Below are 21887 nucleotides of genomic sequence, written 5' to 3' on the forward strand. Positions count from 1 at the left end.
ACTACGCTCCTGGGGATGCCTTCGTTTGCCGCCTTGCTACACCACGAAATCTTTCGCGTAATGATCAATCTTAAGTAGGCCGGGTAAGCGAAGCGCCACCCGGCTTTTTATTACTCGATATCGAGCGGATCTTCGGAGAGGATAATGCCGGTGTTATCGGCATAGAGATGGTCGCCGGAGAAGAAGGTGACGCCGCCAAAGTTCACGCGGATATCGCTTTCACCTATGCCATCACCTGCGGCACCCACCGGGATCGCGGCAATCGCCTGGATACCGATGTCCAACTCTTCAAGATCGTCCACCTGGCGCACCGCGCCGTAGACCACCAGGCCTTCCCATTCGTTCTGGGCAGCAAGGCGTGCCAGCTCGGCATCAATCAGTGCGCGACGAACGGAACCCCCGCCGTCAATCAGCAAAACGCGACCACGGCCATTCTGTTCGAGCAGATCGTAAAGCAACCCGTTATCCTCGAAACATTTCACCGTGATGATTTGTCCGCCAAACGACGACCGCCCACCAAAGTTGGAGAACAGCGGTTCCACGACGTTGACATCTTCTTGGTAGATGTCACAAAGCTCGGAAGTATCGTATTTCATAGGATTTACGTTTAGTTGCTGCGAGAACTCACAGTATATCGCGCATAGTGCATTGTTGGCAAAATCATCAATTGTTAATTGATATTTGTCAGGTAAAGCAGCGCCTTACTTAACACACCTTACTTAGCACAAGGCCGACCACAAACAGTAGGTTAGTCAGCAGTGCGCCTTTGACGGTGCGTTCGAGCATGGGCGGCATCGCGGCAGGGTCGCGCTCGCGCAGTACATAGCGCGCCTGGCGCACCAGCAGCGGCGCAGCAAGAATGAACAGCCAGCCCCACGGACTGTGCAGCGAGAGCAGGTTGAACACACCGAAGCAGAGCAGCGCCCCCAGCAGCAGACAGGCGTGATAGCGGCGGGCGTTCAGCGGCCCCAGACGCACCACCAGCGTGTTTTTACCGTTAGCGCGATCGCTGTCGATATCCCGCAGGTTATTGACGTTAAGCACCGCCGTCGCCAGCAGGCCGCAGGCGGTCGCCGGTAAGAACATCGCCGGGATCAGGGTATGCGCCTGAAGATAGCCGCTGCCCATCACGCTGAGCCAGCCAAAGAAGAGCAGTACCGAGATATCCCCCAGGCCGAGATAGCCATACGGGCGGCGGCCAATGGTGTAGGTAATTGCGGCGATGATTGACAGCCCGCCCAGCACCAGGAAGCCGATAAAATCCGCTACCGTCTGATACGCCACCAGAACCAGCGTCAGGCCAGAGAGGCAGCTGAGCGCGACGGTAACCAGCAGGGCACGTTTCATCTGTGCCAGGCTGATAGCCCCTTTCTGCATCCCCCGCAGCGGCCCGATACGATCCGGCTTGTCGCTGCCCTTTACCGCGTCGCCGTAGTCGTTAGCCAGATTCGAGAGGATCTGCAGCAGCCCGGCGGTGATGAGCGCCAGCACCGCCACCCGCAGGTCAAAATGGCCCTGCCACCAGGCGAGCGCAGTGCCCACCACAATCGCGGCAAACGCAAGGGGAAGGGTCTTCGGACGCAGGCTTTCCAGCCAGGCCTGGGTACGCGTCAGGGTATATTCAGTCATAGGATCCAGCCAATAAAAATGGGGCTATATAGCCCCATTAACAGTAATGAAAACGTGCTGAGCGCGATTATAAGATAAAACGGCTCAAATCTTCATCTGCTACTAGCTCATCCAGGTGCTTGCTCACATAAGCGGCATCGATTGTGATCGATTCACCGTTCAGATCGCTGGCGTCGTAGGAGATATCCTCCATCAGACGCTCCAGAACCGTATGAAGACGACGCGCACCGATGTTTTCGGTGGTCTCGTTCACCTGCCATGCGGCCTGGGCAATGCGCTTGATACCGTCGTCGGTAAAGTCGATGTTGACGCCCTCGGTAGCCATCAGCGCTTTGTACTGTACGGTAACAGAGGCGTTTGGCTCGGTCAGGATGCGCTCAAAGTCTTCGGTGGTCAGCGCCTGCAGCTCAACGCGGATCGGCAGACGGCCCTGCAGCTCAGGGATCAGATCCGACGGCTTCGCCACCTGGAACGCGCCGGAGGCGATGAACAGGATGTGGTCGGTTTTCACCATGCCGTGCTTGGTGGAGACGGTGCAGCCTTCTACCAGCGGCAGCAGGTCACGCTGGACGCCTTCACGGGAGACGTCCGGGCCGGAGGATTCACCGCGCTTACAGATTTTATCGATCTCATCGATAAACACGATACCGTGCTGCTCAACGGCGTCGATGGCATCCTGCTTCAGCTCTTCCGGGTTCACCAGCTTGGCCGCTTCCTCTTCAATCAGCAGCTTCATGGCGTCTTTGATCTTAATCTTGCGCGGCTTCTGCTTCTGGCCGCCCAGGTTCTGGAACATCGACTGCAGCTGGCTGGTCATCTCTTCCATGCCCGGCGGTGCCATGATCTCCACGCCCATCGGCGCGGCGGCGAGGTTAATCTCTACCTCTTTGTCATCCAGCTGGTCTTCACGCAGTTTTTTGCGGAACGCCTGACGGGCAGCAGAAGGCTCCTGAGACTGTTCAGCCTGGCCCCAGTTATCTTTCGCCGGGGGGATCAGCACGTCGAGAATGCGCTCTTCCGCCATCTCTTCCGCACGGTAGCGGTTCTTCTCGATCGACTGCATACGCACCATTTTCACGGCGGCATCGGTCAGATCGCGGATAATTGAGTCCACTTCTTTACCGACATAGCCAACTTCGGTGAATTTAGTCGCTTCTACCTTGATGAAAGGCGCATTGGCCAGCTTCGCCAGGCGGCGGGCGATTTCGGTTTTACCGACGCCGGTTGGACCGATCATCAGAATGTTTTTCGGCGTCACTTCGTGGCGCAGCTCTTCGTCGAGCTGCATACGACGCCAGCGGTTACGCAGGGCAATGGCAACAGAGCGCTTGGCATTGTCCTGACCGATAATGTGTTTGTTCAGTTCGCTGACAATTTCGCGTGGGGTCATTTCAGACATGGGAGATCCTTACGCTTTAGAGTTTAATTCTTCGATGGTGTGGAAGTGGTTGGTATAAATGCAGATATCACCTGCAATATCCAACGCCTTTACCGCAATGTCGCGCGCGTTCATGTCGGTGTTTTCTAACATGGCGCGGGCGGCGGCCTGGGCGTACGGGCCGCCGGAGCCGATAGCAATCAGGTCGTTTTCAGGCTGCACAACGTCGCCGTTACCGGTGATAATCAGCGAGGCGTTTTCATCCGCCACCGCCAGCAGCGCTTCGAGCTTGCGCAGCATACGATCGGTACGCCAGTCTTTTGCCAGCTCAACGGCAGCTTTTACCAGGTGGCCCTGGTGCATCTCCAGCTTGCGCTCAAACAGTTCGAACAGCGTGAAGGCATCTGCGGTACCGCCTGCAAAACCGGCGATCACTTTGTCGTTATACAGGCGACGCACTTTTTTGACGTTGCCTTTCATTACGGTATTGCCCAGCGTGGCCTGGCCATCACCGGCAATCACGACCTGGCCGTTACGGCGAACACTTACAATTGTTGTCACGAGCAGACCCCTTTGTTGCAATCAGATGAGTCGCCCCGCACGGTGTACGGGGCAGAATGCAATTATAGATGGGGGGGATTTTGGGGGTTTCAACCCCCGGAGGCGAGACGAATGCAGTTTGCGTGACCGGCCAGCTTCAGGCGATTGATGGTGCCATCGACGTTATCTTTGCCTTTGACCGGGCCAATCACCACGCGATTCCAGCCGTTGTTGGTGGTGATGCGTGAGTCAAAGCCTTCGAACGCCAGCTGAGCACGGACGGTCTCCGCCTGCTCTGCGCCTTTAAACGAACCGCACTGCACCATCCAGCGACGCTCATCTTTTTTCTCAGCGGCAGGCTTCGCCGCTTCCGGCTCACGCGTGACCGGGGCAGCCTGCTGCGTTTTCGGCGCGGCGGCAGCGGTGTGCGCCGGGGTTTGCAGCAGATCCTGATAAGGCTGGCTGTTTGCTGCGGGCTTCGGCTGCTGCGTCTGGCGCGGTGCCTGCGCACTCTGCACCGTGCGGGTCTGCGGCTGCTCCGTCAAACGCGGCTGGGTTTTTGGCGCAGCGGCGGCCCATTGCTGCTGGGTCTGCTGCTGAGTTTGCTGCTGTTGGAACTGCTGCACCTGACGCTGGCGCTGCAGGGTTTGCTGGCGCTGAGCAGGCGTCTGCTCGTTCCACGGCACTTCGTTAAGCTGGGTAGGCTGCTGGCGCATGTCGGCCTGCATCTGCTCTAACAGCTGACGCTGCTCGTTGGTCAGCTGATCCGGGTTCATCACCTCACCGCCCGCTGACGGTTCGGTTGGCGCACGTACGCCCGGCTGACGGCTCTCCAGCTCTTTAATATAACGCCAGCGCTCTTCCGGCTTCGGCGGTAGCCCGTTGCCCGTGACCTTCTGACTCTGCAGGGTCTCGGACTCCTCTTTTTTGTGATGGGTAATAAAGTAAAGGCCACCGAGAAAGGCCACCAGCACGGCGGCTGCAATCGCCACCATAGCAGGCGAGACAGCAGGCGTAGTACGTTGCTTCTTCCTTGAGGTGCTCGTTTTTCGCCGCGAAGGAGCCGATTGGCTGCGGCGTACATAATCTCGTTGGGCCACTATCGTTTCGCTGTATTCATTCGTTTATTGGTCCGTCATGTTACTTAAGCGACGGGGCTTTGACCAGACGCGGAAGTCTGAAAGCAGACGCAGTTACGTAAGCGCCTGTGTCGACCCGCGGACGATCAATTCACAATCCAGCAGGCGCGATCCGCTGCTCACGACCTGGCCATGTAGCTGATCCAACAGCAATAGCATCGCCTCACGGCCAATCTCAAAGCGCGGCTGGGCGACCGTGGTCAGCGGCGGATCGCAGAATTGGGCCAGTGAAATATTATCGAAACCAATAATAGACAGATCCTGAGGTATTTTCAGACCTTTGCGTTTCGCACAGGAGAGCGCGCCGAGGGCCATGACGTCGCTGTGGCAGAATACTGCCGTAGGCGGCTTCGGCAGCGCCAGCAGCTGCTCCATGGCACTGCTCCCCGCCTCGTAGGTGAAGTTGCCTCGGGCGATATAGTGCGGGTCAACGGTGATGCCGGAACGGCGCAGCGCCTGGACGTAGCCCTGCAGGCGGTAGTGGCACAGCGGCATCTCCTCCGGCCCGGCAATACAGCCAATCCGCTGATGTCCCTCCTCCAGCAGGTAGTTAACCGCATTAAAGGCCGCCGTCAGGTTATCGATATGCACCGTGGGCAGTTCCAGCTCCGGCGCGAACTCGTTGGCCATCACCATCGGCGGCAGGTTACGCTGCTCCTCGATGCTGGCGTCAAAGGGCAGGCGCGAGCCGAGGAGCAGCATGCCGTCAATCTGCTTGGTGATGATCAGATCGATAAACGTCTTCTCCTGCTGGTTCTGGTGGGCGCAGTCGCCGATCAGCACCAGATAGCCCTGCTCGGCCGCGGTCACTTCAATACCGCGAATGATTTCGCTGAAAAAGGGATCGCAGATGTCCGGCACGATAACCAGCAGCGTGCGCGATTCGTTGCGTTTAATGTTGCGGCCCATCGCCTGTGGCAAATAGCCCACCTCCAGCGCCGCCTGCTCAACGCGGTTGCGGGTCGCCTGGGAGACTTTATCCGGGTTCATCAACGCCCGGGACACCGTTGCCGTAGAGACCTTCGCTTTCTGGGCCACATCTTTCATGGTCGCCGCAGCAACCTCTTTCTTCACCTTCACTCTTTCTCCTCGCATGTCTGGCATAAGCGCAGACGCATCCCTTATGTGCGACATTACCCACATTTTTAGCAGATCGTTTATCAGTACGGTTACAGTATTTTCAGGAAAATTGTGATGAAGGTTGAATTTTTCGATCCGACTCGCATCCCTGGCCTCGCTAACCCTCAATCGGATCCACGTCCAGCACCCACTTCACCTTGCGCGCCTCCGGCAGGGTATTAATCAGCGCCAGTGCGCCGCTGACGATATGCTGCAGGCGAATACGCGAGGGGTGCTGAAGCAGCAGTTGCCAGCGGTAGCGACCGCCGCGCTTTGGCGCGAGCGCCGGCACCGGGCCGAGCAGCCAAAGTTGGCTATCCACCAGCGGGCTGGCCTGCAGCAGATTGCGCAGCTGCTGTAAAAAGAGTGGGGCCTGCTGGTTATTATGATCTTCCGCGCGGATGATGACGTGGCTGGTCCACGGCGGCAGCTGGAGTGTCTGCCGCTCCGCCAGCGCCTGCTCAGCAAAGGCGTCATAGCCTTTATAGAGCAGCGTTTGCAGCAGCGGATGTTCAGGGTGATGGGTCTGTAAAATTACCTCGCCCTGTTTGCCTGCGCGTCCGGCACGGCCGGAGACCTGGGTATAGAGCTGGGCGAAACGCTCGGCGGCGCGGAAGTCAGCCGAGAACAGCGCCCCGTCGACGTCGAGCAGCGCCACCAGGGTGACGTCCGGGAAGTGATGCCCCTTCGCCAGCATCTGCGTGCCGATCAGAATACGAGCGCCACCACGATGCACCTCCGCCAGATGCTGCTCCAGCGCCCCCTTGCGGCTGGTGGTGTCGCGATCGATACGCGAGATGGCCACGCCGGGAAAGAGAGGGGTGAGCGCCTGCTCAAGCTGCTCCGTGCCCAATCCCACCGGAACCATATGCGTGGATCCGCAGGAGGGGCACTGGCGCGGCACCGGGCGCTGGCTGTCGCAGTGGTGGCAGCGCAGCTGGTGCTGGGCCTGGTGCAGGGTGTAGTAGTGATCGCAGCGCGGGCACTCGGCGATCCACCCGCAGTCGTGGCATAGCAGCGCCGGAGCGAAGCCGCGGCGGTTGAGAAACAGGATCACCTGGTTATTAGCCTGCAGGTGCTGGCGCATCCGGCTGATTAATGCCGGGGAGAGACCTGCCTGCAGCTGCTGGCCTTTAAGATCGAGGACGTGCTGGTTAGCCGGGCGCGCGTTACCTGCCCGCCGGGTGAGGCGCAGCATTCGATACTTCTTCTGCCGAACGTTGTGCAGGGTCTCCAGCGCGGGCGTGGCCGAGCCGAGGATAATCGGGATCTGCTCGCTGTGGGCGCGGTAGACCGCCAGATCGCGAGCGTGGTAGCGCCACCCCTCCTGCTGCTTATAGGAGCTGTCATGCTCCTCGTCGATCACAATGACGCCGAGGTTTTTAAACGGGGTGAACAGCGACGAGCGGGTACCGATCACAATCGCCGCCTCGCCGTTTTTGGCTTTCAGCCAGCTGCTCAGGCGCTCGCTGTCGTTCAGGCCCGAGTGCAGCACCTCTACCGGGGCGTTAAACCGCTCCCGGAAGCGGGCGATGGTCTGCGGCGTCAGGCCAATCTCCGGCACCATCACCAGCGCTTGCTTGCCCTGGGCAAGAATGTTCTCCAGCACGCTCAGGTAGACCTCGGTCTTCCCGGAGCCGGTCACGCCCGCCAGCAGCCAGGCGGAGAAGGTATTGGCCTCGCTGTGAATGGCCCCCACGGCCGTCGCCTGCTCGGTGTTGAGGCGCAGACGCTCGCCGCTGACGGCATAGCCTTCGCGCCAGTCGCGGGGCGCAGGCGTTTCGCTGTTAAGCTCGCACAGGCCTTTGCTGCGCAGCGCCTGTAGTGCCGCATCGTTAAATTCCAGATCCGCGACCTGATGCCGCCAGATTTTTCCCTGGCGCAGGGCGGAGAGCGCCTGCTGCTGCTTTGGCGAGCGCTTCAGGCTGTTGATATCCACCGCCTGGCCCTGCTCTGTCGCAAACCAGTACCAGAGCGGTGCGGCGCTGGCGGGTTTCCCCTGGCGCAGCAGCACGGGCAGGGCGTGAAACAGCACGTCGCCCAGCGGATGATGGTAATACTCCGCCGCCCACAGCAGCAATCGCCAGACCGAAGGAGAGAACACCGGCTCGCTGTCCAGTACCTCCACCACGCTCTTTAGCTCGGCCAGAGGCAGTTCGCTGCTGTCGCTTACCGAGACCACGACGCCCACCCGCTGCTGCTTGCCGAACGGCACGCGCACGCGGCAGCCCGCACGGGCAGACAGATCGGCGGGCAGCAGATAGTCAAAGGTGCGGGGCAGCGGGACGGGTAGGGCAACGTGAGCAACGGGCATTTTTTTATCCATGCACTTGAAATTGGCGGGATAGTATACACATTGTGAGAAGGCAGATGCGGATCTGTTTGCATATGGCGGTTAATTTCTGTATGATTCGCCGCCTTTGGTGTTGCATTCTGCCGCCAGAGCTTAAATTAATTATCTCGCATGGTGTCCGGCGTTAGGGCTGGAAGAGCGATGCGGCCTTAACTGAGGTTTCTCCCATGAAAAAAGGTATTCACCCGAATTACACTGCGATTACTGCAACCTGTTCTTGCGGTAACGTGATCAAAACCCATTCAACCGTGGGTCACGATCTGAACCTGGACGTGTGCGGCGCATGCCACCCGTTCTACACTGGCAAGCAGCGTGACGTTGCTACCGGTGGCCGTGTTGACCGCTTCAACAAGCGCTTCAGCATCCCAGGCAGCAAGTAAGAATCCGCTGCTTAGAAAAAACCGCCTTCGGGCGGTTTTTTTGTGCCTGAATTTTGCGTCAGCCGCCACCCGGCGTATGACAACCAGCAAAAAGGGGCCGAAGCCCCTTTTCTATTAGTATTCCCATGTGTCCGGGTCGATGCCCAGCTCGCGCATGATAATCTTCGCCTCTTCAGGGATTTCATCGCTGCGCTCTTTGCGCAGGTCTTCATCGTTCGGCAAAGGCTGGCCGGTGAACGCATGCAGGAACGCTTCGCACAGCAGCTCGCTGTTTGTGGCGTGACGCAGGTTGTTGACCTGACGACGGGTACGTTCATCGGTGAGGATCTTTAACACCTTCAGAGGAATGGAAACCGTAATTTTTTTTACTTGCTCACTCTTCTTACCGTGCTCAGCGTAGGGGCTGATATATTCGCCGCTCCATTCAGCCATGAGATACCTTAATCCTCTTTCTCATTAATAAATGGCCAAAACCCGACTAAACGCAGGGACTGGGCCGTAATCTCGCGTAGTTTACCGTAGAGACGCCACCGTGACACGGAGTATTGGCTCCGGGGATGTGCGCTAATGCAGATAATTTTAACGGTTATTCTCAGTTTGCTCAATCTATACGCAAAGAAGTTTAGATGTCCAGATGTATTGACGTCTATCGTCACAATGCTATTCTGTGGCCTGATTTTTCATCCATTAAGCCAGGAAGCCTTCACATGACGCGTAAACAGGCCACCATTGCAGTGCGTAGCGGATTGAATGATGACGAGCAGTACGGCTGCGTTGTCCCGCCGATTCATCTCTCCAGCACCTATAACTTCACCGATTTCAACGAGCCGCGCGCGCATGACTACTCCCGCCGCGGTAATCCAACGCGTGATGTCGTCCAGCGTGCGCTGGCGGAGCTGGAAGGCGGAGCGGGGGCCGTGCTGACCAATACCGGCATGTCCGCTATCCACCTGGTGACCACGGTTTACCTGAAGCCTGGCGATCTGCTGGTGGCCCCGCACGACTGCTACGGCGGCAGCTACCGTCTGTTTGATAGCCTGGCGAAGCGCGGCTGCTATCGCGTTCTCTTTGTCGATCAAAACGATGAGCAGGCCTTAAAGGCGGCGCTGGCTGAACAACCGAAGCTGGTGCTGATCGAAAGTCCAAGTAATCCATTGTTGCGCGTCGTGGATATTGCGAAAATCTGTCAGCTGGCACGCGAAGCGGGTGCGGTGAGCGTGGTGGATAACACCTTCCTCAGCCCGGCGCTGCAAAACCCGCTGGCGCTGGGGGCGGATCTGGTGCTGCACTCCTGCACCAAGTACCTCAACGGCCACTCCGACGTGGTTGCGGGCGTGGTGATTGCCAAAGAGGAAGCGACCGTCACCGAACTGGCATGGTGGGCGAATAATATTGGTGTAACGGGCAGCGCGTTTGATAGCTACCTGCTGCTGCGCGGTCTGCGTACGCTGTCGCCGCGTATGGAAGTGGCCCAGCGAAACGCTCAGGCGATCGTTGAGTTCCTGAAGACGCAGCCGCTGGTGAAGAAGCTCTATCACCCGTCGCTGCCGGAAAACCAGGGCCACGAGATTGCCGCCCGCCAGCAGAAAGGCTTCGGGGCGATGCTGAGCTTTGAGCTGGACGGCGACGAGCAGACCCTGCGTCGTTTCTTAAGCGGCCTGTCGCTGTTTACGCTGGCGGAGTCGCTGGGTGGAGTGGAGAGTCTGATCTCCCATGCCGCGACCATGACGCACGCGGGCATGGCCGCCGAAGCACGCGCCGCTGCTGGCATCTCCGAGACGCTGCTACGCATCTCGACCGGTATTGAAGATGGTGAAGATTTAATTGCCGATCTGGAAAATGCATTCCGGATCGCAGCCAAGGGGTAAACATGAGTGTGATTGCGCAGGCAGGGGCGAAGGGTCGTCAACTGCATAAGTTTGGTGGTAGTAGTCTGGCGGATGTGAAGTGTTACCTGCGTGTCGCCGGTATCATGGCGGAGTATTCGCAGCCTGGCGATATGATGGTGGTCTCGGCCGCCGGCAGCACCACCAACCAGTTGATCAGCTGGCTGAAGCTCAGCCAGACCGACAGGCTCTCTGCGCATCAGGTTCAACAGGCGCTGCGCCGCTACCAGTCCGAGCTTATCAGTGGATTATTACCCCCTGAGACAGCCGATGGGTTAATCAGCGAATTTATTCACGATCTGGAGCGTCTCGCGGGCCTGCTCGACAGCGGCGTTACCGATGCGGTCTATGCCGAGGTGGTCGGCCACGGCGAGATCTGGTCTGCGCGCTTGATGTCCGCCGTGCTTAATCTGCAGGGGCTGAACGCCGCCTGGCTCGACGCGCGGGAATTTTTACGCGCCGAGCGCTCTGCTCAGCCGCAGGTTAACGAAGGCCTCTCCTATCCGCTGCTGCAACAGCTGATGGTGCAGCACCCCGGCAAACGGCTGGTGGTGACCGGCTTTATCTGCCGCAACGATGCGGGAGAGACCGTACTGCTGGGCCGTAACGGCTCTGACTACTCGGCAACGCAGATTGGCGCGCTGGGTGGCGTCTCTCGCGTGACCATCTGGAGCGACGTGGCCGGGGTCTACAGCGCCGACCCGCGTAAGGTAAAAGATGCCTGCCTGCTGCCGCTGCTGCGTCTCGACGAAGCCAGCGAGCTGGCCCGTCTGGCCGCGCCGGTGCTGCACGCCCGCACGCTACAGCCGGTCTCCGGCAGCGATATCGATCTTCAGCTGCGCTGCAGCTATAACCCGGAGCAGGGCTCTACGCGCATCGAGCGCGTGCTGGCTTCCGGGACGGGCGCACGCATCGTCACCAGCCACGATGATGTCTGCCTGATTGAGTTTCAGGTACCGCCGAGCCAGGACTTCAAGCTGGCGCATAAAGAGATCGACCTGATCCTTAAGCGCGCCCAGCTGCGTCCGCTGGCGGTAGGCGTGCATACCGACCGCAACCTGCTTCAACTCTGCTACACCTCTGAGGTCGTCGACAGCGCCCTTAAGCTACTCGACGAAGCCGGGCTGCCGGGCGAGCTGCGTTTGCGCCAGGGGCTAGCGCTGGTGGCGCTGGTTGGCGCGGGCGTGTGCCGTAACCCACTCCATAGCCATCGTTTCTGGCAGCAGCTGAAGGGCCAGCCGGTAGAGTTTATCTGGCAGTCCGATGACAGCATTAGCCTGGTGGCGGTGCTGCGCGTGGGCCCCACTGAAAGCCTAATCCAGGGCCTGCACCAGTCGCTGTTCCGCGCCGAAAAGCGCATTGGCCTGGTGCTGTTCGGCAAAGGCAACATCGGCTCGCGCTGGCTGGAGCTGTTTGCCCGCGAGCAGAGCGCGCTTTCCGCCCGCACCGGCTTTGAATTTGTGCTGGCGGGGGTAGTGGACAGCCGCCGCAGCCTGCTGAGCTATGAGGGGCTGGACGCCAGCCGCGCGCTGGCCTTCTTTAATGACGAAGCGGTAGAGCATGAAGAGGACTCCCTGTTCCTGTGGATGCGGGCGCACCCCTATGACGATCTGGTGGTGCTCGACGTCACCGCCAGCGAGCAGCTGGCCGATCAGTATCTCGACTTTGCCAGCCACGGTTTTCACGTTATCAGCGCCAACAAGCTAGCTGGCGCGAGCACCAGCGACAAGTATCGCCAGATCCACGATGCCTTCGAAAAAACAGGTCGTCGCTGGCTCTACAATGCCACCGTAGGCGCAGGCCTGCCGGTGAATCATACCGTGCGCGATCTCATCGACAGCGGTGACTCGATCCTCTCTATCAGCGGCATCTTCTCTGGAACGTTGTCGTGGCTGTTCCTGCAGTTTGATGGCACCGTGCCCTTTACTGACCTGGTCGATCAGGCCTGGCAGCAGGGGCTGACCGAGCCGGATCCGCGTGTGGATCTCGCCGGTAAGGACGTCATGCGCAAGCTGGTGATCCTGGCCCGTGAGGCGGGGTATGACATCGAGCCGGATCAGGTGCGCGTTGAGTCGCTGGTGCCTGCCGGATGCGAAGAGGGATCGGTGGATCACTTCTTTGAAAACGGCGACGTGCTGAACGAGCAGATGGTGCAGCGTCTGGAAGCCGCGCGTGAGATGGGCCTGGTGCTGCGCTACGTGGCACGCTTTGACGCCAACGGCAAAGCGCGCGTTGGCGTAGAGGCGGTGCGTCCCGAGCACCCGCTGGCGGCACTGCTGCCGTGCGATAACGTCTTCGCCATTGAGAGCCGCTGGTATCGCGATAACCCGCTGGTGATCCGTGGCCCAGGCGCGGGGCGCGACGTTACCGCAGGCGCTATTCAGTCAGACATCAACCGCCTGGCGCAGCTGCTGTAGTGAATATTGAGCCCCTCTCTGCCAGGAGAAGGGCTTTCTACCTTTGACATGCACTTTTTTCATCTTCCCTGAATATTCCTCACCTATAACCGCGATATTTCTGTTGACGTTATCCAGCTTTTACGTCATTTTGGCATCTGGACGTCTAAACGTATAGAAGTTCACACGACAACAACCAAGACATGCGATTGATGAGGTAAGGTATGAGCTTTTTTCACGCCAACCAGCGGGAAGCCCTGAATCAGAGCCTGGCAGAAGTGCAGGGGCAGATTAACGTATCCTTTGAGTTTTTCCCGCCGCGCACTAGTGAAATGGAACAGACCCTCTGGCACTCCATCGATCGCTTAAGCAGCCTGAAACCGAAGTTTGTCTCGGTCACCTACGGCGCAAACTCCGGCGAGCGCGACCGCACGCACAGCATCATCAAGGGCATTAAAGATCGTACCGGCCTTGAAGCCGTGCCGCATCTGACCTGTATCGACGCATCCCGCAATGAACTGCGCGCTATTGCCCAGGATTACTGGAACAACGGTATTCGCCACATTGTGGCTCTGCGCGGCGATCTGCCACCCAATGGCGGTAAACCAGAGATGTACGCCGCCGATCTGGTTGCGCTGTTAAAAGACGTTGCCGATTTTGATATCTCTGTGGCCGCCTATCCGGAAGTGCATCCAGAGGCCAAAAGCGCCCAGGCGGATCTGCTGAACCTGAAGCGTAAAGTCGACGCCGGTGCGAGTCGGGCCATTACCCAGTTCTTTTTTGACGTCGAAAGCTATCTGCGTTTTCGTGACCGCTGCGCGGCCACTGGCATTGATGTCGAGATTATTCCCGGCATTCTGCCGGTCTCTAACTTTAAACAGGCGAAAAAGTTTGCCGACATGACCAACGTGCGTATTCCGGCCTGGATGTCGCAGATGTTTAACGGCCTCGATGACGATGCCGAAACCCGCAAGCTGGTGGGGGCAAGCATCGCTATGGACATGGTGAAGATCCTGAGCCGCGAAGGGGTAAAAGATTTCCACTTCTATACCCTGAACCGCGCTGAAATGAGCTACGCTATCTGCCACACGTTGGGCGTACGTCCCGCGCTGTAAAAACCGCTTCGGCGGTTTTTTATTGTCCAATTGATTCGGGTGATGAATGCCATTGTCAAAACCCATATCTGCCACTTAATTACTAATAAAAACAGACGGATTTAACTATTAAATCTGTGGATGAATTCAACTATCTCTTATCAAGAGTGGTGTATATCGTAGCGGTAACACCATATTGGGAGCAGATAGATGAGTGCATCAGACGATATCCATAACACACTTTCCACAGGCAAATGTCCGTTTCACCAGGGCGGTGCCGACCGCAGCGCCGGAGCGGGGACAACCAGCCGTGACTGGTGGCCGAAACAGCTCCGCGTTGACCTCCTGAACCAGCACTCAAACCGCTCTAATCCGCTGGGCGACGATTTTGACTACCGTAACGAATTCAGCAAACTCGACTACTCTGCGCTGAAAGGCGATCTCAAAGCGCTGTTAACCGATTCACAGCCGTGGTGGCCTGCCGACTGGGGCAGCTACGTCGGTCTTTTCATCCGTATGGCATGGCACAGCGCGGGGACCTACCGCTCTATCGACGGTCGCGGCGGTGCGGGTCGCGGCCAGCAGCGTTTTGCCCCTCTCAACTCATGGCCCGATAACGTCAGCCTGGACAAGGCGCGTCGTCTGCTGTGGCCGGTTAAGCAGAAGTACGGTCAGAAAATCTCCTGGGCCGATCTCTTTATCCTGGCCGGTAACGTGGCGCTGGAGAACTCTGGTTTCCGCACCTTTGGTTTTGGTGCCGGACGTGAAGACGTTTGGGAGCCGGATCTGGACGTTAACTGGGGCGACGAAAAAACCTGGCTGAAGCATCGCCACCCTGAAGCGCTGGCAAAAGCACCGCTGGGCGCAACCGAGATGGGTCTGATCTACGTTAACCCGGAAGGTCCGGACCATAGCGGTGAGCCCATCTCGGCCGCCGCCGCCATTCGTGCCACCTTCGGCAACATGGGGATGAATGACGAGGAGACCGTGGCGCTGATTGCAGGCGGCCACACGCTGGGCAAAACCCACGGCGCGGCGGCGGCGACGCACGTTGATGTCGATCCTGAAGCCGCGCCTATCGAAGCGCAGGGTCTGGGCTGGAGCAGCAGCTACGGCAGCGGCAGCGGTGCGGATGCCATCACCTCCGGGCTGGAAGTGGTCTGGACGCAAACGCCAACTCAGTGGAGCAACTACTTCTTTGAGAACCTGTTCAAATATGAGTGGGTGCAGACCCGCAGTCCGGCAGGCGCGATCCAGTTTGAAGCGGTTGATGCCCCGGAAATTATTCCCGATCCTTTCGATCCGGCGAAAAAGCGTAAGCCCACCATGCTGGTGACCGACCTGACGCTGCGTTTCGATCCGGAGTTCGAGAAGATCTCCCGTCGCTTCCTGAACGATCCGCAGGCTTTCAACGAAGCCTTTGCCCGGGCCTGGTACAAGCTGACGCACCGTGATATGGGGCCAAAAGCGCGCTACATCGGCCCGGAAGTGCCAAAAGAAGATCTGATCTGGCAGGACCCGCTGCCACAGGCGATCTTTAATCCGTCTCAGGACGATATTGCCAGCCTGAAGGCTGAGATTGCCGCCTCCGGCCTCTCGGTAAGCGAGCTGGTGTCGGTAGCCTGGGCTTCTGCCTCTACCTTCCGCGGTGGCGATAAGCGCGGCGGCGCAAACGGAGCGCGTTTAGCGCTGGCTCCGCAGCGTGACTGGGAGGTCAACGCAACGGCGGCTCGCGTCCTGCCGGTGCTGGAGAGCATTCAGCGCACGGCAAACAAGGCGTCGCTGGCGGATATTATCGTTCTGGCCGGGGTGGTCGGCGTTGAGCTGGCAGCGAAAGAGGCGGGCGTGGCGATCGAGGTGCCGTTCGCACCGGGTCGCGTGGATGCGCGTCAGGATCAGACCGATATCGACATGTTCGAGCTGATGAAGCCGATTGCCGACGGTTTCCGTAACTACCGCACCGAGCTGGATACCTCGACCACCGAGTCGCTGCTGATTGATAAAGCGCAGCAGCTGACGCTGACCGCACCGGAAATGACGGCGCTGGTAGGTGGCCTTCGCGTGCTGGGCGCGAACGTCGACGGCAGCCAGCACGGCGTCTTTACCCAGCGCGTAGGCGTCCTCAGCAATGACTTCTTTGTTAACCTGCTGGATATGCGTACCGAGTGGAAGGCGACTGATGATAGCGCTGAGCTGTTTGCGGGGCGGGATCGCCTGAGTGGCGAGGTGAAATATACCGCTACGCGTGCTGACCTGGTGTTTGGCTCTAACTCCATCCTGCGTGCGCTGGCGGAAGTGTATGCCAGCAATGACGGCCACGAGAGGTTTGTGAAGACCTTCGTCGCCGCCTGGGTGAAAGTGATGAATCTTGACCGCTTCGATCTGCGCTAAACCCTAAATATGAAAATCCCCGCTTATGCGGGGATTTTTTTGCCCGGCGGCGCTACGCTGGCACGGGCCTACAAAAGAAACTCTCCTCTATGAATGCCTTCTTCTTCATCTTATTGCGCTGCATCTAAAAGAAAGACCCCTCGAGAAAGTAAGATATACCCATCATTTTCGATGGAGAGTCTTATGGCGAAGGGAGATGACGCCTTGCAGGATGCGATCGGGTTTTACACTCATTGGATCTATAGCATTGCCAGTACTGGGCAAAAAATCAGGCAGGAAAAGTGGGATCGTCCATTGTTTACCTATCTGCTAACCAGAAAGCAATTCAACCAGCTTAATGTCATTTGTAAGGTAAAAGGATGGCCGCATCAGACATGCCAGGGTATCACGATCTATCCGCGTCACATCCAGCATATACTGGCATCGCGCGCTGGAGACGGGCTGAACTGGGTACAGGTAGCAGAGCTAATTAGCGCATCGTTTAGCACGTGCAGCGAGATTGCTCTCAATAAAGACCGAAACATGCAGAGCGTGATGTTGAATGCTTCCAAAAGGCTGTCGAGTATTAAAGGGCAGGCATATTACGGCATGGCAATTTTGCAGGTCTCTAAAAATGATTTGGCCCCGGTAACTGCGTATCACGCAACCGAGGCCAAGATCAAAGCTATTAAGAAAAAATAGCATGTAATGAATGAAGGTACGCCACCCTGGACGACTCTCCACAACTTAATGCGAATAAATCCCTTGTCCAGCGTTCTCCTCATCGGTCCGCTTTTCAGCGGTCTGCATGGCATCGGCGATTTTCCATGCGTCACTCATTACGGGATCCAGTGTATTGCACAATACAGTTCTATTCAACCACTGGTTGTGTGCCTTTTTAATTACTGAGCTGGACGTCCAACGGCAGGGCGTCATAGTCATGCAGGGCGTTTTTCTTGTACGGGTTACCAATCCAGCGCGTGGCCTGCACAAACTGCGGGCTGGTGATTGACCGGGTGGGATCAAAGCCATCGTAGCGCAGCCCTGCCAAATCGGACCAGGTATGGATCAGCTGTGAGCTGCTGTACTTGCGGTCAACGTCGGCAGCCAGGTCGCGCGGGTGCGTCTCCTGCCATGACGGCGAGGTCCACAGAATAAACGGGATGGTATACATATGCCGCGTCGGGGCCTCTTCATTGCGCCCTTGAATGTTATGCGGCGGCGTATCGTAGACCTCTTCCCCATGATCGGAGAAGTAGAGCAGGAAGCCGTTGGGATCGGTGGCTTTATAGTCGTTAATCAGGCTAGCCAGCACGTGGTCATTGAAATGGTTAGCATTATCATAGGCATTATACGATGCCAGCTGCTCCGGGCTTAAGCCTGCTGGTGCGCCCTCGGTTTTGCCATCAAAGGTGTTCCACTGTTCCGGGTAGCGATACGCGTATTTGATATGCGTACCCAGCAGATGCACGATAATGAACTTCTTCGGTGCAGGATCGGCCAGCACCTTCTTAAACGGTTCCAGCACGTTGGTGTCGTACTCGCGGGCGCTCTGGGTGCGCTGCTGGTTCATATAGAACTGCTTATCCGTCTGCTGCGAGAACACCGTCAGCATGGTGTTGCGTTCGGTCATGGTCTGCTGGTTGGTGATCCAGAACGTCTTGTATCCGGCCTGCTTCATCAGGTTCATCAGCGACGGTTTGGTCAGGTAGAGATCCGGGTTTTTCTCGTCGGCAAAGGTCAACGCCTGCTGCAAAATCTCAATGGTGTAGGGGCGCGACGTCACCACGTGGTTGAAGACGGTCAGGTTCTTGTCGGTTTTATGCATCTTATCTAGCTCCGGCGTGGTTTCACGCGGGTAGCCGTAGAGGCTCATATGGTTACGCTGCGTTGACTCACCTATTACCAGCACCAGCGTGCGCGGCGCGCTGCCGGAGCTGTCCTGCAGGTTCGCCAGCGGCGGCAGAGCATTGTTGCTGCTTAACAGCTTGGTCAGGCTCGCCAACTGATGGCGATACTCGACGTAGCCCGAGACAAACTGCCACGGGGCGGCGGGCTCAAGGCGGCCTGAGAGGCTGATCAGCGCCCGTTTAACGCTCTTCTTCTGCATCAACACCTTATGCGCGATCGGGTTAACGATCAGCCCGTAGAGGATGGCAACGCAAACCAGCCAGCGCCACGGCGTCGGCACCGTGACCGGACGCAGGCGCGTCCACAGGAAGATAGCCACCGCCGTATAGCCCAGCGCCACCAGCACCAGCTTCAGGCTGAAGTACTGGCTCAGAAATTCGCTGGCCTCGCTGGTGTTGGACTCAAACATGACGTACAGAACGCTCTGGGAGAACTCCTGCCCGTAAATAACGTAATAGCCCAGCGCGGCGAGCGAGGGGAGCCACAGAATGACGCCGATAATGGCTGCCGTCGTACGGATCCGTCGCGGAAAGAGCAGCAGCGGAATAAGCCACAGGGAGCTAAACAGCAGGGAGTCGCGCAGGCCCACGGAGCCGCTGTAGCCGGTGATAATAATGGCGACCTGCAGGACGGAAGAGAAGTAACAGACGAAAAGCAAGGCCCACAGTAAGGCCTTCCAGCTAAAAGCAGCCTTGGCCGGGGAAGATGTAGAGAGCATAACAGAAACGTGCCTTATCAAAGTCGCTGGAGTAGCGCGCAAAGATTAAGCAGGGTTGCTTAAGTTAACCTTAACGAGGCGGGGGATAACGTAAATAGCCGCTTCCCCCGCCCGATTGCGGGGGAAGCGGAGAAGGACAAGATTAACCGGTGTTACGCATACCGGCCGCGACGCCAGCGATGGTGACCATCAGGGCCTGCTCAACGCGTGGATCCGGCTCCTGACCTTGCTCTTCCGCCTGACGCGAGCGGTGGAGCAGCTCGGCCTGCAGCACGTTGAGCGGATCGGTGTAGATGTTACGCAGCTGGATGGACTCGGCGATCCACGGCAAATCGGCCATCAGATGCGAGTCGTTGGCGATGGCCAGCACCGCCTTGATGTCCTCTTCCAGCAGCTGACGTAGCTCACTGCCCAGCGGCCACAGCTCCTGTTTAACCAGGCGGCGGTCGTAGTAGTCCGCCAGCCAGAGGTCGGCTTTGGCGAAGACCATCTCCAGCATTCCCAGACGCGTAGAGAAGAACGGCCAGTCACGGCACATGGTCTCCAGATCGCTCTGTTTACCCTCTTGCATCACCTTTTGCAGCGCCGCGCCCGCGCCTAACCAGGCAGGCAGCATCAGGCGGTTCTGCGTCCAGGCGAAGATCCATGGGATGGCGCGCAGGGACTCCACGCCGCCGGTAGGGCGACGTTTTGCCGGACGCGAGCCGAGCGGCAATTTGCCCAGCTCCTGCTCCGGCGTGGCGGAACGGAAGTAGGGGACGAAATCTTCATTTTCACGTACGTAGCCGCGATACATCTCACAGGAGATATCCGACAGCTCGTCCATGATGTGACGCCACTCCTCTTTCGGCTCCGGCGGCGGCAGCAGGTTGGCTTCCAGAATGGCGCTGGTGTAAAGCGACAGGCTGCTAACGGTGATTTCCGGCAGACCGTACTTGAAGCGGATCATTTCCCCCTGCTCGGTCACGCGCAGGCCGCCTTTCAGGCTACCCGGCGGCTGGGAGAGCAGCGCCGCATGGGCCGGGGCACCGCCGCGGCCAATGGAGCCGCCGCGACCGTGGAACAGCGTCAGCTCAATGCCCGCTTTTTCACAGGTCTTGATTAACGCATCCTGTGCCTGGTACTGCGCCCAGGAGGCCGCCATCACGCCTGCGTCTTTCGCCGAGTCGGAATAGCCGATCATCACCATCTGCTTGCCCTGAATAAAGCCGCGATACCAGTCGATATTCAGCAGCTGGGTCATCACGTCGTTGGCGTTGTTCAGGTCGTCGAGGGTTTCAAACAGTGGCGCAACCGGCAGGGCAAAGGTAATTCCGGCCTCTTTCAGCAGCAGGTGCACGGCCAGCACGTCGGACGGGGTTTTCGCCATCGAGATGACGTAGGCGGCAACGGAGCCCTGCGGCGCATCAACAATCGCTTTACAGGTGTTGAGCACTTCACGGGTTTCGTTGCTTGGCTCCCAGCTGCGCGGCAGCAGAGGGCGCTTAGAGTTCAGCTCGCGGATCAGGAAGGCCTGCTTGTCGGCTTCGGACCAGCTTTCGTAATCGCCAATGCCGAGATAGCGGGTCAGCTCGCCTAGCGCTTCGGTGTGGCGGGTGCTCTCCTGGCGAACGTCGATACGCACCAGCGGCACGCCAAAGCACTTCACGCGACGCAGGGTGTCCAGCAGTTCGCCGTTGGCGATAATGCCCATGCCGCAGGCCTGGAGTGATTTATAGCAGGCGTAGAGCGGCTCCCACAGCTGTTCGTTCTGGCTGATCAAGCCCGCTGGCTTCGGCAGGCGCTGGCCCTTCAGGCGCGCTTCCAGCCAAGCCTGGGTCGCCATCAGCTGGCCGCGCAGGCCTTTCAACAGGTAGCGATACGGCTCGCTGGCGCCGGCTTCGCCAACCAGCTCGCTCAGCTCATCGGTACACTCCACCATCGACAGCTCGGAGATGAGCACCTGAATATCTTTCAGGAACAGATCGGTGGCTTTCCAGCGGCTCAGCAGCAGAACGTGGCGGGTGATCTCTGCGGTGACGTTCGGGTTGCCGTCGCGGTCGCCGCCCATCCAGGAGGTGAAGCGCACCGGGACAAAATCCACCGGCAGCTTATAGCCGAGGTTATCCTCCAGCTGCTCGTTTAGCTCGCGCAGATAGTTCGGCACCCCTTCCCACAGGCTGTTTTCCACGACCGCAAAGCCCCACTTGGCCTCGTCAACCGGGCTGGGACGATGCTTGCGGATCTCATCGGTGTGCCAGGACTGGGCGATCAGCTGGCGCAGACGGCGCATCAGCTGGTGGCGTTCGTAATCGGCAATCTCTTTATTATCCAGCTGCTTGAGGCAGTTGTTGACCTCTACCATCTTGTGGATCAGGGTCCGGCGGGTGATCTCTGTCGGGTGCGCGGTCAGCACCAGCTCAAGCGACAGCGACTCCACCGCTTTTTTAATGATGCCTTCATTGAGATCGGGCTGATCCTTCAGCTTTCTGAGGGTGCGGGCAATCACTTCCGGGTTGCTGGCCGCTTCGCCCTGCGGCGAAATGCTGTGGTACTGCTCGGCGGTATTCGCCAGGTTCAGAAACTGGCTAAAGGCGCGGGCGACCGGCAGCAGCTCGTCATTCGACAGATTTTGCAGCGTGGTGAGCAGCTCCTGGCGGTTGGCTTCGTTGCCCGCGCGTGAGGATTTAGACAGCTTACGGATCGTTTCGACGCGATCGAGAATGTTCTCCCCAAGCGCCTCTTTGATGGTCTCTCCCAGCAGCTTGCCGAGCATACTGACATTACTACGCAAAGCGGAATATTGTTCGTTCATGTTAACCCAGACACCCCATCTCAATTATAAATGTCCTGTATCTGAAATCTGCCGGACATTTTTCTCAGTTGTTCTTTATAAAGCCACGTAAAACCCCGTGCGTCAATTGCGGCGAAATCGGTTCAGCAAACGAATAAACGTGCGTAATTTACGAAATTTAATTCGCTTTAAAGTAGATAA

16 protein-coding genes are annotated in these 21887 nt (G+C 58.3%); 6 read left to right on the forward strand and 10 right to left on the reverse strand.

The window, feature by feature from the left end; genetic code table 11:
• Nucleotides 1–110 precede the first annotated feature (110 nt).
• The 7 genes from rraA to priA all read right to left on the reverse strand — a co-directional run bounded on the left by rraA (nucleotide 111) and on the right by priA (nucleotide 8119).
• The gene (rraA, locus tag EV102420_RS17810; RefSeq protein ID WP_042394600.1) at nucleotides 111–596 is read right to left on the reverse strand and encodes a ribonuclease E activity regulator RraA; all 486 of its coding nucleotides are present in this window, start codon (nucleotides 594–596) and stop codon (nucleotides 111–113) included.
• Between the two features lie 109 nt (nucleotides 597–705).
• A complete protein-coding gene (menA, locus tag EV102420_RS17815; RefSeq protein ID WP_042394603.1) occupies nucleotides 706–1629 on the reverse strand; it encodes a 1,4-dihydroxy-2-naphthoate polyprenyltransferase in 924 nt (307 codons plus the stop codon).
• 67 nt (nucleotides 1630–1696) lie between these two features.
• Nucleotides 1697–3028 carry an ATP-dependent protease ATPase subunit HslU gene (hslU, locus tag EV102420_RS17820; protein WP_042394605.1) on the reverse strand — a complete coding sequence of 444 codons (1332 nt, stop codon included), beginning with the start codon at nucleotides 3026–3028 and terminating at the stop codon, nucleotides 1697–1699.
• A gap of 9 nt (nucleotides 3029–3037) precedes the next feature.
• Complete coding sequence (hslV, locus tag EV102420_RS17825) at nucleotides 3038–3568, reverse strand: ATP-dependent protease subunit HslV (protein ID WP_042394608.1); 531 nt, start codon at nucleotides 3566–3568, stop codon at nucleotides 3038–3040.
• An 89-nt stretch (nucleotides 3569–3657) separates the two neighbouring features.
• Nucleotides 3658–4647 (reverse strand): cell division protein FtsN, encoded by a 990-nt coding sequence (ftsN, locus tag EV102420_RS17830; protein ID WP_042394611.1) that lies wholly within the window; start codon nucleotides 4645–4647, stop codon nucleotides 3658–3660.
• A 93-nt stretch (nucleotides 4648–4740) separates the two neighbouring features.
• Entirely contained in the window at nucleotides 4741–5766 is a 1026-nt protein-coding gene (gene cytR / locus EV102420_RS17835; RefSeq protein ID WP_042394615.1) for a DNA-binding transcriptional regulator CytR, read from the reverse strand.
• A 157-nt stretch (nucleotides 5767–5923) separates the two neighbouring features.
• Nucleotides 5924–8119 carry a primosomal protein N' gene (priA, locus tag EV102420_RS17840; RefSeq protein WP_042394618.1) on the reverse strand — a complete coding sequence of 732 codons (2196 nt, stop codon included), beginning with the start codon at nucleotides 8117–8119 and terminating at the stop codon, nucleotides 5924–5926.
• 206 nt (nucleotides 8120–8325) lie between these two features.
• Here priA and rpmE point away from each other — a divergent pair, with 206 nt between their 5' ends.
• Entirely contained in the window at nucleotides 8326–8538 is a 213-nt protein-coding gene (rpmE, locus tag EV102420_RS17845; protein WP_042394621.1) for a 50S ribosomal protein L31, read from the forward strand.
• 114 nt (nucleotides 8539–8652) lie between these two features.
• Here rpmE and metJ read toward each other — a convergent pair whose 3' ends face one another.
• Nucleotides 8653–8970, reverse strand: coding sequence for a met regulon transcriptional regulator MetJ (gene metJ / locus EV102420_RS17850; protein WP_012133855.1), 318 nt, complete (start codon nucleotides 8968–8970; stop codon nucleotides 8653–8655).
• 275 nt (nucleotides 8971–9245) lie between these two features.
• Between metJ and metB the strand changes: the two genes are divergently transcribed.
• From metB to EV102420_RS17875, 5 genes are all read left to right on the forward strand, one after another.
• Entirely contained in the window at nucleotides 9246–10406 is a 1161-nt protein-coding gene (metB, locus tag EV102420_RS17855; protein WP_042394627.1) for a cystathionine gamma-synthase, read from the forward strand.
• A 2-nt stretch (nucleotides 10407–10408) separates the two neighbouring features.
• Nucleotides 10409–12841: a bifunctional aspartate kinase/homoserine dehydrogenase II gene (locus EV102420_RS17860; protein WP_042394630.1), complete on the forward strand. Its 2433-nt coding sequence runs from the start codon at nucleotides 10409–10411 to the stop codon at nucleotides 12839–12841.
• 203 nt (nucleotides 12842–13044) lie between these two features.
• Nucleotides 13045–13935, forward strand: coding sequence for a methylenetetrahydrofolate reductase (gene metF, locus EV102420_RS17865; RefSeq protein WP_042394633.1), 891 nt, complete (start codon nucleotides 13045–13047; stop codon nucleotides 13933–13935).
• A gap of 189 nt (nucleotides 13936–14124) precedes the next feature.
• A complete protein-coding gene (gene katG / locus EV102420_RS17870) occupies nucleotides 14125–16305 on the forward strand; it encodes a catalase/peroxidase HPI (protein ID WP_042394636.1) in 2181 nt (726 codons plus the stop codon).
• Between the two features lie 183 nt (nucleotides 16306–16488).
• The gene (locus EV102420_RS17875; RefSeq protein ID WP_042394639.1) at nucleotides 16489–16986 is read left to right on the forward strand and encodes a hypothetical protein; all 498 of its coding nucleotides are present in this window, start codon (nucleotides 16489–16491) and stop codon (nucleotides 16984–16986) included.
• Between the two features lie 196 nt (nucleotides 16987–17182).
• On the opposite strand, the gene EV102420_RS17880 is transcribed toward EV102420_RS17875, so the two are convergent.
• Together EV102420_RS17880 and ppc are read right to left on the reverse strand one after the other, a co-directional pair.
• Entirely contained in the window at nucleotides 17183–18913 is a 1731-nt protein-coding gene (locus EV102420_RS17880) for a phosphoethanolamine transferase CptA (RefSeq protein WP_042394641.1), read from the reverse strand.
• Nucleotides 18914–19055: 142 nt separating this feature from the next.
• Entirely contained in the window at nucleotides 19056–21707 is a 2652-nt protein-coding gene (gene ppc / locus EV102420_RS17885) for a phosphoenolpyruvate carboxylase (protein ID WP_042394644.1), read from the reverse strand.
• Between the last annotated feature and the right edge of the window lie 180 nt (nucleotides 21708–21887).

The sequence above is a fragment of the Pseudescherichia vulneris NBRC 102420 genome (assembly GCF_000759795.1).
In the GTDB taxonomy this organism is placed as follows: domain Bacteria; phylum Pseudomonadota; class Gammaproteobacteria; order Enterobacterales; family Enterobacteriaceae; genus Pseudescherichia; species Pseudescherichia vulneris.